This is a genomic window from Sorangium sp. So ce145, from assembly GCF_051525985.1.
Classification (GTDB): Bacteria; Myxococcota_A; Polyangia; order Polyangiales; family Polyangiaceae; genus Sorangium; species Sorangium cellulosum_B.
In genome coordinates this window covers 7,759,466-7,773,934 of record NZ_CP150315.1, presented here as the reverse complement: position 1 = coordinate 7,773,934, position 14,469 = coordinate 7,759,466, and the positions used below count along the sequence as shown (strand labels likewise).

The following is a 14,469-nucleotide window of genomic DNA, read 5'->3' as shown; positions in this document are numbered from 1 at the left end:
GGTTCGAGCCTACGCGCGGCGCACCCGGCGTTTCAAGGTGGCTCACCCTCGTTCGAGGTCGCCCGAGAGGTCGCAGCAACGGCGCCGGGCTGGGACACCCCGCTCCGATGTACTAGGCTCCGCGCGTGCCACGCGCCCTCGACTCGCTGCTCGCGCTGTCGCTCTCCCGCGCCGGCGCGGCGAGCGGGACTCCGTCTTCTCGCGCGCTTCCCGCGCTCCTCTCGCTCCCGGAGCGGCCGTGACCCGGAGCTTCGCGCCCTCGGGCGACCTCTCGTCGCCCATCGTCGCCGTCGCCTGCGTCGTCGCGGCCCTGAGCTTCGGCCTGCTCGTGCTCGAGCTCGTCCGCGCGCGTGGCCGCGCCGCCGGGGCGGTGGGCGCCGCGCCCGCGCGCGCGGCGCTCGGCACGGCGCTCACGGGCGCGCTCGCCGTGCTCGGCCTGCTCGCCGCCATCCTCCGCCCGGTCGCGGTCACGTCGCGCGGGAGCCTCGTCGGTCCCAAGGTCGTGGTGCTTGTCGACGGCTCCCGATCCATGGACCTGCCGGGCGTCGCGGGGACCCGCCGCGACAGCGCCGAGCGCGCGCTCGAGGAGCTCGGGAAGCGCGCCGACGTCCGGCTCTCCCGTTACGTGTTCGGCGAAGGGGCGCCGCTGCCGGCCGACGGGCAGGCAAGCGAAGGCGGCGGCTCCGCGCCGGCGCCGGGCGTGAGCGCTGGCGCCGCGCCAGCGCCCGACAGGGACGCGGGCGCGGGGGCGCCGGCCGCCGCCCCCGCGTCGGCCGCGGCGCCCGCGCGAGGCCGGCCGCAGCGCCGCTCGGATCTCAGCGCCGCGCTCGAGGCGCTCGCCCGCGCCGCCGACGAGCGGCCGTCGGCGTTCGTCGTCGTCTCCGATGGCCGGCTCGACCGCCCGGGCCCCGACGACACCGCCGCGGCGACGCGGGCCGCGCTGGAGGGGCTCGACGTCCCGGTGCACACGGTCGCGGTGGCGACCGAGTCCGTGCGCGACGCCGGCGTCCGCGCGGTCCGGACCTCCGGCGCCGCGGTCGCCCACCAGCCGCTCTCGCTCCGCATCGACATCGGCTGCAGCGGCGGCCTCGCGTGCGACGCCGTGCCTGTCGTGGCCCGCGAGCTGCGCGAGCAGGGCGCGCCCACGACGCTCGCCACGGGCACGGCGCACGTCGAGGGCGGCGTCGGCACGGTCGAGCTCGGCGTGACGCTCGACCGCGCTGGCACCCGCATCCTGGAGGTGTCGATCAAGGCGCCGGACGGCGACGAGCTCCCCGAGAACGACGTCCGGTACATCACGCTCGACGTCGCGCGCGACCGCATCCGGGTGCTCCACGTGGCGGGCCGGCCGACGTACGACGTGCGCGCGCTCCGGATGTGGCTCAAGGCCGACGCCTCGGTCGACGTCGTGGCCTTCTTCATCCTGCGCACGCCCGGCGACGAGGTGAACGCGTCGTCGGACGAGCTCGCGCTGATCCCGTTCCCGGTCGACGAGCTCTTCAGCGTCCACCTCTCGAGCTTCGATGCGGTCGTCCTGCAGGACTTCGACGCCGCGCCGTACGGCCTGACCAAGCACCTCCCGGCGCTGGCCCAGTATGTCGACAAGGGCGGCGGGCTCATCATGGTGGGCGGCCCGAACGCCTTCGTGTCGGGCAACTATGCGCGCACGCGGCTCGCCCGCGTCCTGCCGGTGGATCTCGACATCGGCCGCGCGCCCAAGGTGGATCTCGGCGCCTTCGTGCCGCGCATCACCGCCGCGGGTCGCGCGGCGCCGGTGCTCGCGCCGCTGCTCGCGCTGATCGGCGACGAGATGCCGGAGATGCCGGGGACCAACGTCGTCGGCGATCCGCTCCCCGGGGCGACGGTGCTCATGACGCACCCGACCCGCACGACGGCCTCGGGCGCGCCGATGCCGGTGCTCTCGCTGGGCGAGCACGAGAGCGGCCGGACGATCGCGCTGACGCTCGACGGCAGCCACCGCCTGCTCTTCAGCGCGTTCGCGTCGAGCTCCGCGGGCCGCGCGCACGGCGCGTTCTGGGACGCCCTGCTCGGCTGGCTCATGCGCGATCCGCGCTTCGAGCCCGCCGCGATCGAGCCGCGCGGCGGTTGCCTCGCGGGCGAGGAGACGGCGCTCGTGCTGCGCCCCCTCGCCGGGCAGCGCGGCGAGGCCAGGGTGACCATCGCGCGCCTCGGCAGCGGCGCGGTCGTGAAGACGTTGACCGCGCCGATCGGCGAGGGCGGCGAGCCGGTCGAGCTCGCCGCCGGTCGCCTCGAGCCCGGGGGTTATTCGGCCACGGTGGAGATCGTCCCGGAAGGCGCCGCCGGCGACGGAGGCGACCAGAAGCGGGCGACGACGCGGCGCGACTTCGCGTGCGAGCGCGGCGGCGACGAGTGGGCCGATCCCCGCCCCGACGTCGCCCGCCTGGAGGCGATCGCCCGCGCGACGGGCGGCGCGTCGGTGCTCCCGTCGGCCGCCGGCTCGCTGTCGCTGCCTGCGGCGACGCAGGTGGCGGCCGAGCGCCACGTCGCGCCGCTCCTGCCCCCCTGGGCCTGGACGCTGGCGGCGGCGGCGGCGCTCGGCGCGCACTGGATCGTGCGCCGGCGCGGGGGCCTCGCCTGAGGGGGAGGGCGCCGGCCGGAGCCCTGGTCTCGTCTCAAGGGAGCGACGGCTTCTCGAGCGGATCGGCCTTGTCGCCGACCCAGACCCTCAGCACCCCGAAGTGCGCGGGGTTCCTGGTGAAGCTCGCGTGATTCACGATGAGCAGCATCTGCGCCGGGTCGTTGAACGCCACGTTGGCGGGGGCGTCGAGGGGAATCTCCTCCCCTGGTGCGCTCTCGATGCGCGACTCCTCGACCCCGTGCTCGTCGAGCACCGAGATCGCGTTGGCCGCCGCGAGCGTGACATAGAGCTTCCCCGACTTGCCGAACGCGAACCCGTCGGGCGCCTCGCCAGCATCGTAGTCGTGGACGAGCTCCAGATCGGCCTCTTCGGGGGCTTCGACGAGGGGTAGCCGGTAGATGGACCCCAGGCTCGGGTCCGACGGGGAGAACGACACCGAGAAATAGACGTGCTCCCGCGCCGGATCGAGCCGGATCCCGTTCACGCCGATCGGCACGTCGCCGCTGCCGACGAGGGCGGCGCTCTGGAACCAGATCTCCGGCGCGCCGCCCCCGGGCGGGTAGCGGAAGATCGTCGCCTGCAGCGAGTCGGTCACATACGCGTAACCCTCCTCGTCGAAGGCGATATCGTTCGGCAGCGGCGGCATCGGGAAGGGCTTCGGCGAGCACACCTCTCCCGGCGCGGCCATCACGCACGGCGGCAGAGCCGGCAGCGGAGCGCCGTAGCTCTCCTGAACATATCCATGTCCAGTCTTCCTGAAGCGCAGGAGGCCGAGCTGCGTGCTGAGCGCGTAGACCCGGCCATCCTCGTCGACGGCGATGCAGCTCAGCGCATGCTCGTCGGCGAGCGTCTCGCCCGCCACCTTGATCGTGGCTTTGTGGACTTTGCTGTCCCTGTCGAATACTTCGATGGTCGACGGGCCTTGACCTGCGGTGCCGAACGTCGCTGGGCCGGAGACGTAGACCCGATTCCCATGGACCGCGATGCCTTCGGGGAACCCCGGGGCCGCCGGGACCGTCGCGAACGTCTTGATCTCGCCGTAGCATCCCCCCTGCGCCAGCGCCGGACCCGGGATCAGCGGCGACACCGCGGAGAGGAGCGCCAGCGTGCCGCAAGCCAACCATTTTCCGTTGGAATACGATAATTTTGACGTGACGGATTGCGACATGTGCCCTCCAGGGGTCCATGGTTGCCGGACCGGGGTTGTCGAAATAGGTCGCGTCCAGAAGCCAAAGTGCAAATTACCTGGCTTCGTCAGGCTGACGACGCGGCCATGATAGCTGGAGTATATGCGGTTGAGCTGATTGGCTGTCGAGTCGAAATTCTTCGGTTCATGAAATATCAGGGAGGCCGCTGCCCGGCTGACCGGCATCGCGTCGCCCGCGTCGCCCGCGTCATGTTTCACATGTGTCTCCGCGTGGTTGCGCGCTTGCGCCCTGCCTGCACAGCGCGGTCACGTCAGTCCACGTTGGTCCACGTCAGTCCACGCCGGTTCACGTCAGTCCACGCCGGTCCACGTCAGTCCACGCCGGTTCATGCCGGTTCACGTCAGTCCACGTCGGTTCACGTTAGTTACGCAGTGCACGTGGTGACGAATGTGTGCAACGGTCGGAGAGCGCGTCCTGGTGGCATGTTGGTGATTGCTGCCGAATGTTCCCGAAGGCAGCATCAGGCGCGCGGCGGTCCCCGCGGTCGAGGCGTCGCGCTAAGGCTGCGCCGGCCAGGCGACGCGCGTCGGCACGAGCCGGGGCTCGACGGTCCCGTCGCCCAGCTCGCCGTTCCTGTTGTCACCCCAGCAGAGCATCTCGCCCGTGCGCTTGAGCGCGCAGCTGTGGTCATCGCCGAGGGCCAGCTCGACCACGTCGGTCAGCCCGATCGACTCCGGAAGGAGCACCGGATCCTGCGTGCCGTTGCCGAGCTGCCCCTTCGCGTTGTCGCCCCACAGGAGCACCTCGCCGCCCGCCAGCACCGCGCCGGAGTGCCTCGCGCCGAGCGAGATCCGGGTCACGTCCACGAGGTCCGGGATCTTCCGGGGATTCGCCTCGGGGTTCACGACGCCAGTCCCGAGGCGGAACTGCTCTCCCTTGCCCCAGCAGGAGGCCACGCCGCGCGCCGGCGCGGCGCACGTGTGCAAGGCGCCCGCGGCCGTGATCGCGACGCTGGTGAGGCCCGGGACGGGCTGCGGGGTGTTCTGCTGGTTGAAGTTGCCGAGGCCGAGCTGGCCGCTCTCGTTGTGGCCCCAGCAGTTCATCGTGCGCTCGCCCATCCGCTCGATCATGCCCGCGCAGGTGTGCGAGAGGCCGGCGCTCACCGAGTCCACGCCGTCCAGCATCACGGTGGGCTCGATCCGATCGACCTCGTCGCCGTAGCCCAGCTGGCCGGAGCTGCCCTCGCCCCAGCAATAGAGCTCGTGCGACGCCGTCACCGCGCAGGTATGGGTCCCGCCGACGGCGACCTGGGTCGCGCCCGCGAGCTCCTTGGCGCGCACGGGGGAAGGGGAGTTCGTCGCCTCGCCGTCGCCGAGCTGCCCGCTGTTGCCCGCGCCCCAGCACGCCACCGCGCCGTCGGCCAGCACCGCGCAGGTGTGCGCGCGCCCCGACGAGATGCTCGCCGCGACCCTGGCGGCGCCGCTGAGGCCCATGACCGGCCTCGGGAGCGGTCGATCCTGCTGCAGCGTCCCGTCGCCGAGGTTGCCCCAGGTGTTCCTGCCCCAGCACCAGACCGAGCCGTCGCTGAGCACCGCGCACGTGTAATCCGTGCCGGCCGCGATGTGCGTGGGCGCGACGCAGGCGCCCCGCACGCACTGGCCGCCGCAGGGCTTGTCGCAGCTGCCGCAGTGCGCGGTGCTCGTGAGGAGGTCCACCTCGCAGGCGTTCTCGGGGTCCTTGTCGCAGTCGCCGCGGTTCTCCTCGCACGCCGGCGACTGGCAGACCCCGTCCTGGCAGGTCGGCTCGCCGCCGAAGGTCGGGCAGTCGACGTCGCACGCGCCGCAGTGCTGCGCGTCCGTCATCGGGTCGACGCACGCGTCGCCGCAGAGCATGCCGCCTCCAGGACACCCGCCGCCGCTCCCGCCGCTCCCGCCGCTCCCGCCGCCGGTGCTCGAGCTCGTCGACGCGTCGGGCGGGCGCGCCGTGAACTCGTCGCCGCACGCGGCAAAGGCGATGGCGACGGCGGCAGGCATGTACGCCGCCGCGAGGGGCAGCGAGGCGAACTTGAGCCGGCTGGCCCGAGGTCGATGCGTGGAAGCCATGGAGGGCGTTCTTCCCTTGCGTTGAGGCGCGGCTGCGCCACGAGGCGCGGCGTGCGACATTCTAGACGAAGTCGCGCGCCGAGATCTCTCGCCGCGCGCCGCGCCTGTCGCGCCGCGCGCCTGTCGCGCGGCTCAGCGCGTCGCGACGAGCACCTCGTCGATCGGCGGCGCCTTCTCGAGCACGCCGAGGTCCACGAGCTGCTTCGCGAGCGTCTCCCAGCGCTCGCTGGTCATCACGCCGAGGCCCTTCTCCTTGGTCTCGGTGGTCTCGATCAGCGGCCGCTGCGCCTCGGCCGCGGCGACGAAGGTCTCCGCGTCCATCGAGGTGTTGAGCTTGGCCATGATCTCGTTGGAGCGCGTCGGATCCTGGAGGTATGTGCGCCAGCCCTCGCGCGTCGCGCGGACGAACGCGCGGACGCGCTCCGGGTTCTCCTTCCAGAGGGCCGCGCGCGTGATCACGACCACGACGTACGGGTTGAACCCCTCGCTGGCCACCAGGAACGCGGCGGGATCGCTCCCCTTGCGCTTGGCCGCGATCGGCTCGGCGGTGATGAAGCACTGCTGGGAGAAGTCCTTGTCGGCGACGAAGCGGGCGACGCCGCCGTCGTACGGCACGACCTTCACCTTGTCGAACCCGTACTTCTTCTTGAGGTACGCGGCGTAAGGCAGCCCCGGCTCGATCGCGAGCGTGCCCGACTTGAGGATGTCGGCGATGCCCTTCGCGCCGCGGCTCTCGTGGGTCATGATGGCCTGCGGCGAGGTCTGGAACACGGCGAAGAGGGGGAGCACGTCCGCGCCGCGGGCGCGGGCGGTGAGCACCTCGTCGGCGCCGGAGATGCCGAAATCCACCTGCCCGCCGGCCACCATCTGGACGACCGGCACGCCGGCGCCGCCGCCGAGGATCTCGACATCGAGCCCCTCCTTGGCGAACGCGCCCGACTCGCGCGCGGCGTAGAACCCGCCGAACTCGGGCTCCGGGACCCAGTTGAGGGCGAGCTTCACCTTCGCGGCCGGCGCGCTGGGGGCAGCCGCGCCGGGCGCGCTCTGCGAAGGCGCGGCCGGCGCGCTTCCTTGCGGGGACGCGGACGAGGCGCGCCCGTCGCCCTCCGGCGACTGCGAGCGCGAGCAGGCGGGGGCGAGGAGGGGGACGGCGGCGAGGGACGCGAGGCGTCGCAGGAACGACCGGCGGCTGTCGGGGAAGTGCATCAGCGATTGATCTCCGAAGGATGCCAGCGCCGCAAGAGCCGCCTGCCGGCGAGGTCGACGGCGCCGAACAGCGCGAGGCCGAGCCCGGAGGCGAGCAGCACGGCGGCGAAGAGCAGATCCGTGCGCAGCTGGCGGTAGGCGGAGAGGACCAGGATGCCCAGGCCGGCGGCGTCCTCCGAGAAGCCGGCGACGAACTCCCCGACGATCGCGCCGATGACGGCGAGGCCCGCCGCGATCCGGAGCCCCGTCACGAGGTGGGGGAGCGCCGAGGGCAGCTCGAGCTTGCGGAGCGTGGCGAAGCGGCCCGCCCCGTAGAGCCGGAAGAGATCCCGCAGCGCGGGCTCGACGGAGCGCAGGCCCGCGAGCGTGTTCGCGATGACCGGGAACACGGAGACGATGAACGCCGAGACCGCGACCGCGCGCAGGCCGGGGCCGCACCAGAGCACGAGCAGCGGGGCGATGGCGACGATCGGGACGGTCTGCAGGAAGACGGTATAGGGATAGAGCGCCCTCTCGAGCGGGCGCGACGAGGCGAGCGCGATGGCGGCGAGCACGCCGGCCGCGGCGCTGAGGAAGAAGCCCGCGAGCGCGGCCTTCGCCGTCGTGACGGCGCCGGCGAGCAGGGTGGCGGCGTTCACCGCGCCCGCCCGCGCCACGTCCGAGGGGGGCGGCAGGAGGTAGGCAGGGACGCTGAGCGCTCGGGCGAGCGCCTCCCAGAGCACCAGAAGGATCACGAGCGCGGCGAGCGGCGGCGCGACGGCTTGGAGCGGGGTGGGTCGCACGGCTCGGCCTTCTCTAGCGCGAGGCCGCCGCGCCAGGAAGATGCTGCGGTGGAAGAAATCAGGCTCGTCCGTGGCCGGCGCCGAGCGACGCGCGCCGAGCCACGGGAGAGGCGAGGTGGGGTGGGGAGCTTTGGGGGAGCTTTGTCGAAGCGGGGTGTGAACCGCGCCGGGCGCGGCCCCGCTCGATCCGGCTACTTGCCCTTCTTGGCGGGCGCGGCCGGAGCAGGCGACGCCTTGGCGGTCGCGGCTGCCTTCTTCTGGTTCTTCTCCGCCGTGTCCTGCTTCTTCTGTCGCTCTTTGGCCTTCGGAGATTTGTCACCCATGGGAGCACCGCCTCGGTGGATGCGTTGGTGTTATCCGCCTTGACCGAGGCTAGCACCATATCTCGTGGCGCCGTCACGAACTTTGTACTTCGCGAGCGCTTATGTCTCGGCTTCTCCGCCCGAGGCGTGTCCGAGGCGTGGCGCGCGTCGCTCGGCGCCGGGCTCGCTTGCCGGCATCGAGGGGCGGCGCTACGAAGGCGCCGCGTGTTCAAGGCCATCCTCTGGGACAACGATGGAGTCCTCGTCGACACCGAAGGGCTTTACTTCCAGGCAACGCGCGAGACGATTGCGTCGGTCGGCGTCGATCTCACCATCGACGACTATCGCCAGCTGTTCCTCGTCGAGGCGCGCGGCGCCTGGCACCTCGCCAGCGCTCGCGGGGTCGACGAGGCGGGCGTGCGGCGGCTGGCCGACGAGCGGGATCGCCGGTACCTCGAGCTCGTCGCGGGCGGAGACACGCTGTTGCCGGGCGCGCGAGAGGTCGTCGCGGAGCTCGCCGCGCGCTTTCGCATGGCGATCGTCACGAGCAGCAAGCCCGAGCCGTTCCACCGAGCGCACGCGGCGACGGGCCTCCTCGGGTGGTTCGAGTTCGCGCTCACGCGGGATCAGTACGCGCGCGCCAAGCCGGATCCCGAGCCGTACCGGATCGCCTGCGAGCGGCTGGGGCTCGCGGCGCGCGATGTCCTCGTGATCGAGGACTCCGAGCGCGGGCTCCGGTCGGCCAAGGCCGCGGGCCTGACGTGCTGGGTCGTCCCGTCGCCGCTCACGGCGCCGTCGGACTTCACCGGCGCGGACGCGAAGCTCGGATCGCTGCGCGAGGTGCTCGCTCGCCTCCGAGGAGCGTGAGCGCGACGTCACGTTCGCGCGATGAGGTGGCTCACCGCGCCTGTGTGTGCGCGCCGCCACCGTGCTGCGTCGCCTCCCCACCCCTGGATTTTTGCACGCTGCACATCTGCTCGGTGCATGAGCATCTGGCGGTTCACGAACGGTTCGTGGCACCTTCGGGCCCGTGGCTTCCGGTGACGGCATCTCGCTCATCGAGCTCGTCGTCCTCGGCTGGTCCTCGGCCACCGCGGCGCCGGCGCCGATCCCTATTCGCATCGACTTCGATGCCCCGGCGGAATGCTCGACCGCCGACCAGTTCTACGAGGGCCTCCGTGCCCGGTCGGACCGCGTGCGCCTCGCGGCTGACGGAGAGGACGGCTGGGGTGTCCGCGTCCGGCTGAGCCGCGGCGGGGCCGGGGTCCACGGCGAGCTGCGCGTCGTTCACGCAGGCGGCGAGACCGACACGCGGATCGTCGATGCCACATCGTGCGACGTCGTGGTCCAGGCGCTCTCGCTCACCGCGGCGCTCGCGCTCGACGAGGTGGTCGAGGTGACCGCGCCCCTCGCTCCGCCTGCGCCGCCGCCCGCTGCCCCCCCTGCGCCGCCGCCCGCCCCGCCAGAGGCGCCTCCGCTCAAGTTCGCGCTCGGCGCGCACGTGGTGGTTGCCCAGGTCGTCGCACCTCATGCGAGCCTGGGCGCCGCCCTGGGTGCCAGGGTGACCCCGCACGTCGAGGGCCCGTTGAGCCCTTCGTTCGGCCTCTCGCTGATGTACGCGCGGAACGACCTGCTGTCGGGCGGCGACAGCGCCCTCATCCAGTGGGCGGCCGCGGCCCTCTCCGCGTGCCCGGTGCGCTGGCAGCTCGGCCCTGTCGTCAGCGCAGAGCCGTGCGTCATCGCCGCCGGCGGCTGGCTCGCGGCGACGGGACGAGGTATCTCGAACCCGGAGTCCGCTGTGCGATCGTGGTGGAGCGCGGGAGGCTTCGCGCGCGCCGCTGCGCTCCTCGGCGGGGGCACCGCCCTCGAGCTCGAGGCCGCCATCCTCGTGCCGCTCGTTCACCGTCGGTTCACCATGGGGTGGTCTGCAGAAACCGTCGGCGAGACGCCGGTGATCTCGCCGCTCGTTGGCGTTGGAATCGTGCACAACTTCTAAGCCAGGATTCTGTGATCACTCCGACTCGCGCTGGGAATTATGACCCATGGACGGCATCCGGAAGCTGGGCCGCAGGCACGCTGCCCCCCCCGACCCGAGGACAATGTTCCGCTCCGGCTGTCGCCCATTGCTTCCGGGTAGAGTCCGTTCTTCACTGGTCTCATGTCTCGCCTCGCGGTGAGTATGGTTGCCGACGTCATGACATCGTCTGCTTTGCCTGACAGCGAGCCGGCGAGCGTGGCTCCATCGGTGGCCAACGTGAAGCAGCGGGACGCGCGTCTGCGACGGATGGTGGACGCTCATCTTGACTTCATCGGGCGGGTGCTCCGCAACGCGGGGACCCCTGCTGCCGAGATCGACGATGCGGTGCAGCGCACCTTCATTGCCGCCGCGCAGCGGCTGGACGACGTCCGGCCGGGCGCCGAGAAGAGCTTTCTTCTCCAGACCGCGCTTCACGTAGCCGCCCACGCGCGCCGCAGCGCCGCGCGCCGGCGAGAGTTCCCCGCGGCCGAGCCGCCGGAGGTTGTGGACGCTGCGACACCCGAGCAGCTCACCAGCCAGAAACACGCGCGACAGATGCTCGATCAGGTCCTCGACCAGATGGAGTCCGATCTGCGGACCGTGTTCGTGCTGTACGAGTTCGAGGAGATGAGCATGGTGGAGATCGCCGGCGTGCTGGGGATCCCGCAGGGCACCGTGGCCTCTCGGCTGCGAAGGGCCAGGGCCGATTTTCGTGAGCGCGTCCGCGCGCTGGAGCTCGTTTCGACGAGCGAGGTGAGACGATGACTGAACCACGTCGCCTACTGGAGGAGAGCGACAACCCGCTCGAACGCGCGCTGCTGAGCGCAGGCGCGTCGTATCCCACGTCACCGGAGACGCGCGCGAAGACGCTGGCGGCGCTGGGGCTCGCCGGCGCTGCAGCCCTGTCGGCCAGCGTGGCGGCGCCTGCGGCGCTCTCCGCGGCAGGGGGGGCCGCTACGTCCTCGTCGCTCGCCGTGAAGCTCGGCTGGACCAAGATCCTCGTCGCGCTCTCGACGGTGGGCATGCTCGCCGGCATCCCGGCGGGCTACCTCGCCTGGCGCGGGCAAGACGCCCAGGACGTCGCCGCGGCGCACCGCTTCGGCCCCGCGCTCGCCGACCCGGTCGTGCAGACGGCGGCGCGGCCTGCGCAGGCGCCTGCCGCGGCGCCAGCGCCGGTGGAGGCTCTCGCGGAGGAGACGATGGCCCCGGCGCTCGCGGGTGGCAGCAGCGCTGCGGCCACGAAGCTCGATCCGAAGCCGTCCGGTACGGGCGCCGCCCTGGAGGCGGAGCTCGGCGCGCTGGACGCGGCGCGCACGATGCTCGCGAGCGGGAACGCGCGAGGCGCGCTCTCGCTCCTGGACGCCTACTCCAGGACGCATCCGCGCGGGCGGTTGAGCCTCGAGGCCGAGGTCCTGCGGATCGACGCGCTCGCGAAGAGCGGCCGCTCCGACGCTGCCTCGCAGCGCGCCGCGGCATTTCTTCGCCGGCATCCGAACAGCGTGCTTGCTTCCCGGGTACGGCGCTATGTAAACAACTGAACTCTGGGTCATGCGTTGCCCTGCCCTCCTCCGTTCGTTCCGCGCAGCTTCCGGCGTCGCCGGTGCCTGGATGGCGGTGTGTGTGCTGCCTGGGTGTGTGACCACGGTGGATTCGCTCGGCTACGACCGGATGAGCAGCGATGAGCTCGGCCCGCTGACGGGCCCCTCCGAGTACCCCAACGCGTTCCGCGACGTGCTCGGCAAGACGGACGAGGAGATCGCGGCCAAGATCGAGGACAGCTTCGAGCAGCTCTTTTACGGCGATCGCTACGAAGAGACCGTCTACTACCCGGTGCCCGGCACCGAACAGGCCTACATCTGGGACGACTACCACAATAGCGTGCGCTCCGAGGGCATCGGCCTCGGGATGATCATCACGGTCGAGCTCGACAAGCGAGACGAGTTCGACCGGATCTGGAGATACGCCAAGTCCACACTCCAGCTCAAGTCCGGTCCCGGCCAGGGATATCTCCTGTCATGGTGCGATGTCCCGGGGGGCACGGCGGTGGCGTGCTTCGATCCCTTTGGCCTCCAGCAGGTCGCGATGGCGCTGTTCTTCGCCCATGGCCGCTGGGGGAGCGACACCGGGACCATCGACTATGGGATGGACGCGATCAGCCTGCTCGAGGTGATGCGCCACAAGGAGGCCCTGAACGGGGGGGTCGCCTCGGGGGTGACCAACACGTTCGATCCGACGACGAAGCTCGTCTACGACTACCCGCACGTCTCGGCGGCGGACGTCACCCGTCCTTCCATCGAGATGCCCGCCTATTACGAGCTCTGGGCGCAGGCCATGCGCGACCCCTTCTGGTCCGAGGCCGCCGCCAGCGCGCGCACCCACTGGCAGGAGGCCGCGCACCCGAGCACGGGGCTCATCCCGGTGCGCACCCACTTCGACGGCACGCCGGTGCTCAACTGGGACTACTTCGGCTCCGAGGCCTACCGCACGCAGCTGAGCATCGCGCTCGACCACGTCTGGTTCGGCGTCGACCCGTGGCAAGTCGAGGAGGCGGACCGGCTGCTCGGGTTCTTCTCGAAGCTGGGCATCGACAAGTACGGCGCGGTCTTCAAGATCAACGGCGCGATGCTCAGCGCCACGCCGGAGTCGGCGCTCATCTTCATGAACGGGGTCACAGGGCTGATCGCGACGAACGACGATCGCGCCGCCTACATCGAGGCGGTGTGGACGACGCCGCCGGCGACCGGGGAGACCCGCTACTTCTCGAGGTTGCTCCACATGCTCTCGCTGTTGACGCTGAGCGGGCAGTTTCGCGTGTACTGAGCCGGTGCGCGGGATCTCATCCCGCGCAGGCCGCGCAGCGCTCGCTCGAGCGCCGGAAGAGCGTCGCCCTCGCCGACCGGCCGCTGCCGCGGGTAGCGCGCGACCGAGCCATCGTGGTGATCTCGCTTACGTCAAGCGAAAACGGGCACCGTTGAAGGGGGCCGGCGATGGCTTCGGCCGGGCCGCGGCGCGGATACCGTGTTGACGCCTGTATCCGGTCTGGGTGGAAGATCTGGTGTGCTCGGATCTGCTGGCGCGCCGGGACGAACAAAGCTTTGGACGGGTGATCATCGGAGACCGGCGTTGGTTACAATGAGCGCCAGATGAAGCCTCTCCGCGCAGCTCGTCCTCTCGGGATCTCCACGAAATCCCTTGTTGTCCTCGTCCTCTCCGCGTCGCCGGCCGCCGCGTTCGGCGCGGGCTGCGGCGTGGCGGACAGCGTGCCGATCCCGAGCGCCGGAGCGCACGAGGGGACAGGCCATGAGCCGACCAGCACGGGCGCGGCGAGCAGCGGCGCCGGGCCGAGCGGCGGGAGCGCCGCGGAGCCGGGAGCGGGCTCGGGCGCGGGGCGCGACGAGGTCATCGGGGCCATCGTCTCTCGCCATGATGTCGTCAGGATCCTCGCTCTCGGCGACACCGGAGAGGGAAACCTCGCGCAGAACCAGGTCGCCGATCGGATGAGCGAGAAGTGCATCGAGGTCGGGGGCTGTCACGCCGTGATGATGAACGGCGACAATTTCTACGACCACGGCGTGGTCGACACGATCGATACGCAGTGGGGCCCCAAGTTCGAGCAGCCCTACGACAGACCGGGGCTGAACGGCCTCCCGTTCTACGCGGTCCTGGGGAACCACGACTACGGCCCAAGCAGCAGCGGCGTGCGGCAAGCGCAGATCGACTATTCGCAGCTGCCCGTGGGCGACGGGCCCGGCATGCGGCTGACCGATAAGTGGCACATGCCCGCCTCGTACTATGACGTTCGCATCGGCGACGTCCATCTCTTCGGGATCGATACGGTCGACTTCACCTCCGATGACCAGGCGCGCTACATGAGCGCGCGGGTCGCCGCCTCGGACGCCACGTGGAAGATCGTCTTCGGCCATCACCCCCGCTACACGTCCGGAGCTCACGCCTCGGACAACCCGTCGCTCGGGATGAGCGGGATGTTCGCCATGCAGCAGGCCATCTACTGCGGGACCGACATGTACATGGCCGGCCACGACCACAACCTCGAGTTCATCGACAAGGGGCGAGACGAGGGCTGCCCGAACACCTATTTCGCCATCAGCGGCGCCGGCTCCAAGACCCGCCCGGTCGCCTCCTCGATCCCGACCGAGCGGGGGCAGCTCTTCTTCACGGACAAGACCGAGGGCTTCGCCTATCTGCGGTTCGAGGGGACGAACCTGCTGTTCGAGTTCATCGACAAACAAGGCGCGGTGATCTTCACGAAGACCATGACCAAGTGAGCGAGC

Annotated in this window: 12 protein-coding genes; 7 read left to right on the top strand and 5 right to left on the bottom strand. The window is 71.3% G+C overall.

What is annotated here, in order from left to right:
* The first annotated feature begins 238 nt into the window (after positions 1-238).
* Complete coding sequence (locus WMF34_RS28480) at positions 239-2,620, top strand: glutamine amidotransferase (protein ID WP_437989768.1); 2,382 nt, start codon at positions 239-241, stop codon at positions 2,618-2,620.
* A 34-nt stretch (positions 2,621-2,654) separates the two neighbouring features.
* On the opposite strand, the gene WMF34_RS28475 is transcribed toward WMF34_RS28480, so the two are convergent.
* The 5 genes from WMF34_RS28475 to WMF34_RS28455 form a co-directional block, all read right to left on the bottom strand.
* On the bottom strand, positions 2,655-3,788 hold the full coding sequence (locus WMF34_RS28475; protein WP_437989767.1) for an SMP-30/gluconolactonase/LRE family protein: 1,134 nt from the start codon (positions 3,786-3,788) through the stop codon (positions 2,655-2,657).
* A gap of 537 nt (positions 3,789-4,325) precedes the next feature.
* Positions 4,326-5,870, bottom strand: coding sequence for a hypothetical protein (locus WMF34_RS28470; RefSeq protein ID WP_437989766.1), 1,545 nt, complete (start codon positions 5,868-5,870; stop codon positions 4,326-4,328).
* A gap of 132 nt (positions 5,871-6,002) precedes the next feature.
* Positions 6,003-7,076: an ABC transporter substrate-binding protein gene (locus WMF34_RS28465; protein WP_437989765.1), complete on the bottom strand. Its 1,074-nt coding sequence runs from the start codon at positions 7,074-7,076 to the stop codon at positions 6,003-6,005.
* On the bottom strand, positions 7,076-7,858 hold the full coding sequence (locus WMF34_RS28460) for an ABC transporter permease (protein WP_012238142.1): 783 nt from the start codon (positions 7,856-7,858) through the stop codon (positions 7,076-7,078). Before WMF34_RS28460 ends, WMF34_RS28465 begins: the two co-directional genes overlap by 1 nt.
* A 191-nt stretch (positions 7,859-8,049) precedes the next feature.
* Positions 8,050-8,181 carry a hypothetical protein gene (locus tag WMF34_RS28455; protein WP_269454198.1) on the bottom strand — a complete coding sequence of 44 codons (132 nt, stop codon included), beginning with the start codon at positions 8,179-8,181 and terminating at the stop codon, positions 8,050-8,052.
* A gap of 204 nt (positions 8,182-8,385) precedes the next feature.
* Between WMF34_RS28455 and WMF34_RS28450 the strand changes: the two genes are divergently transcribed.
* The 6 genes from WMF34_RS28450 to WMF34_RS28425 all read left to right on the top strand — a co-directional run bounded on the left by WMF34_RS28450 (position 8,386) and on the right by WMF34_RS28425 (position 14,463).
* Complete coding sequence (locus WMF34_RS28450) at positions 8,386-9,027, top strand: HAD family hydrolase (RefSeq protein WP_437989764.1); 642 nt, start codon at positions 8,386-8,388, stop codon at positions 9,025-9,027.
* A gap of 163 nt (positions 9,028-9,190) precedes the next feature.
* The gene (locus WMF34_RS28445; RefSeq protein ID WP_437989763.1) at positions 9,191-10,156 is read left to right on the top strand and encodes a hypothetical protein; all 966 of its coding nucleotides are present in this window, start codon (positions 9,191-9,193) and stop codon (positions 10,154-10,156) included.
* Positions 10,157-10,318: 162 nt separating this feature from the next.
* A complete protein-coding gene (locus tag WMF34_RS28440) occupies positions 10,319-10,942 on the top strand; it encodes an RNA polymerase sigma factor (protein WP_012238139.1) in 624 nt (207 codons plus the stop codon).
* A complete protein-coding gene (locus WMF34_RS28435) occupies positions 10,939-11,715 on the top strand; it encodes a hypothetical protein (protein ID WP_012238138.1) in 777 nt (258 codons plus the stop codon). The genes WMF34_RS28440 and WMF34_RS28435 overlap by 4 nt, the downstream gene beginning before the upstream one ends.
* A gap of 97 nt (positions 11,716-11,812) precedes the next feature.
* Complete coding sequence (locus tag WMF34_RS28430; protein ID WP_437989762.1) at positions 11,813-12,997, top strand: glycosyl hydrolase family 8; 1,185 nt, start codon at positions 11,813-11,815, stop codon at positions 12,995-12,997.
* A gap of 323 nt (positions 12,998-13,320) precedes the next feature.
* On the top strand, positions 13,321-14,463 hold the full coding sequence (locus WMF34_RS28425; RefSeq protein ID WP_437989761.1) for a purple acid phosphatase family protein: 1,143 nt from the start codon (positions 13,321-13,323) through the stop codon (positions 14,461-14,463).
* Positions 14,464-14,469 lie beyond the last annotated feature (6 nt).

Excerpts from the sequence above, each read along its gene's own strand:
- WMF34_RS28475 (WP_437989767.1), bottom strand. The coding sequence starts at position 3,788 with ATGTCGCAATCCGTCACGTCAAAATTATCGTATTCCAACGGAAAATGG.
- WMF34_RS28470 (WP_437989766.1), bottom strand. The coding sequence starts at position 5,870 with ATGGCTTCCACGCATCGACCTCGGGCCAGCCGGCTCAAGTTCGCCTCG.
- WMF34_RS28465 (WP_437989765.1), bottom strand. The coding sequence starts at position 7,076 with ATGCACTTCCCCGACAGCCGCCGGTCGTTCCTGCGACGCCTCGCGTCC.
- WMF34_RS28455 (WP_269454198.1), bottom strand. The coding sequence starts at position 8,181 with ATGGGTGACAAATCTCCGAAGGCCAAAGAGCGACAGAAGAAGCAGGAC.
- WMF34_RS28440 (WP_012238139.1), top strand. The coding sequence starts at position 10,319 with ATGTCTCGCCTCGCGGTGAGTATGGTTGCCGACGTCATGACATCGTCT.
- WMF34_RS28435 (WP_012238138.1), top strand. The coding sequence starts at position 10,939 with ATGACTGAACCACGTCGCCTACTGGAGGAGAGCGACAACCCGCTCGAA.
- WMF34_RS28425 (WP_437989761.1), top strand. The coding sequence starts at position 13,321 with ATGAAGCCTCTCCGCGCAGCTCGTCCTCTCGGGATCTCCACGAAATCC.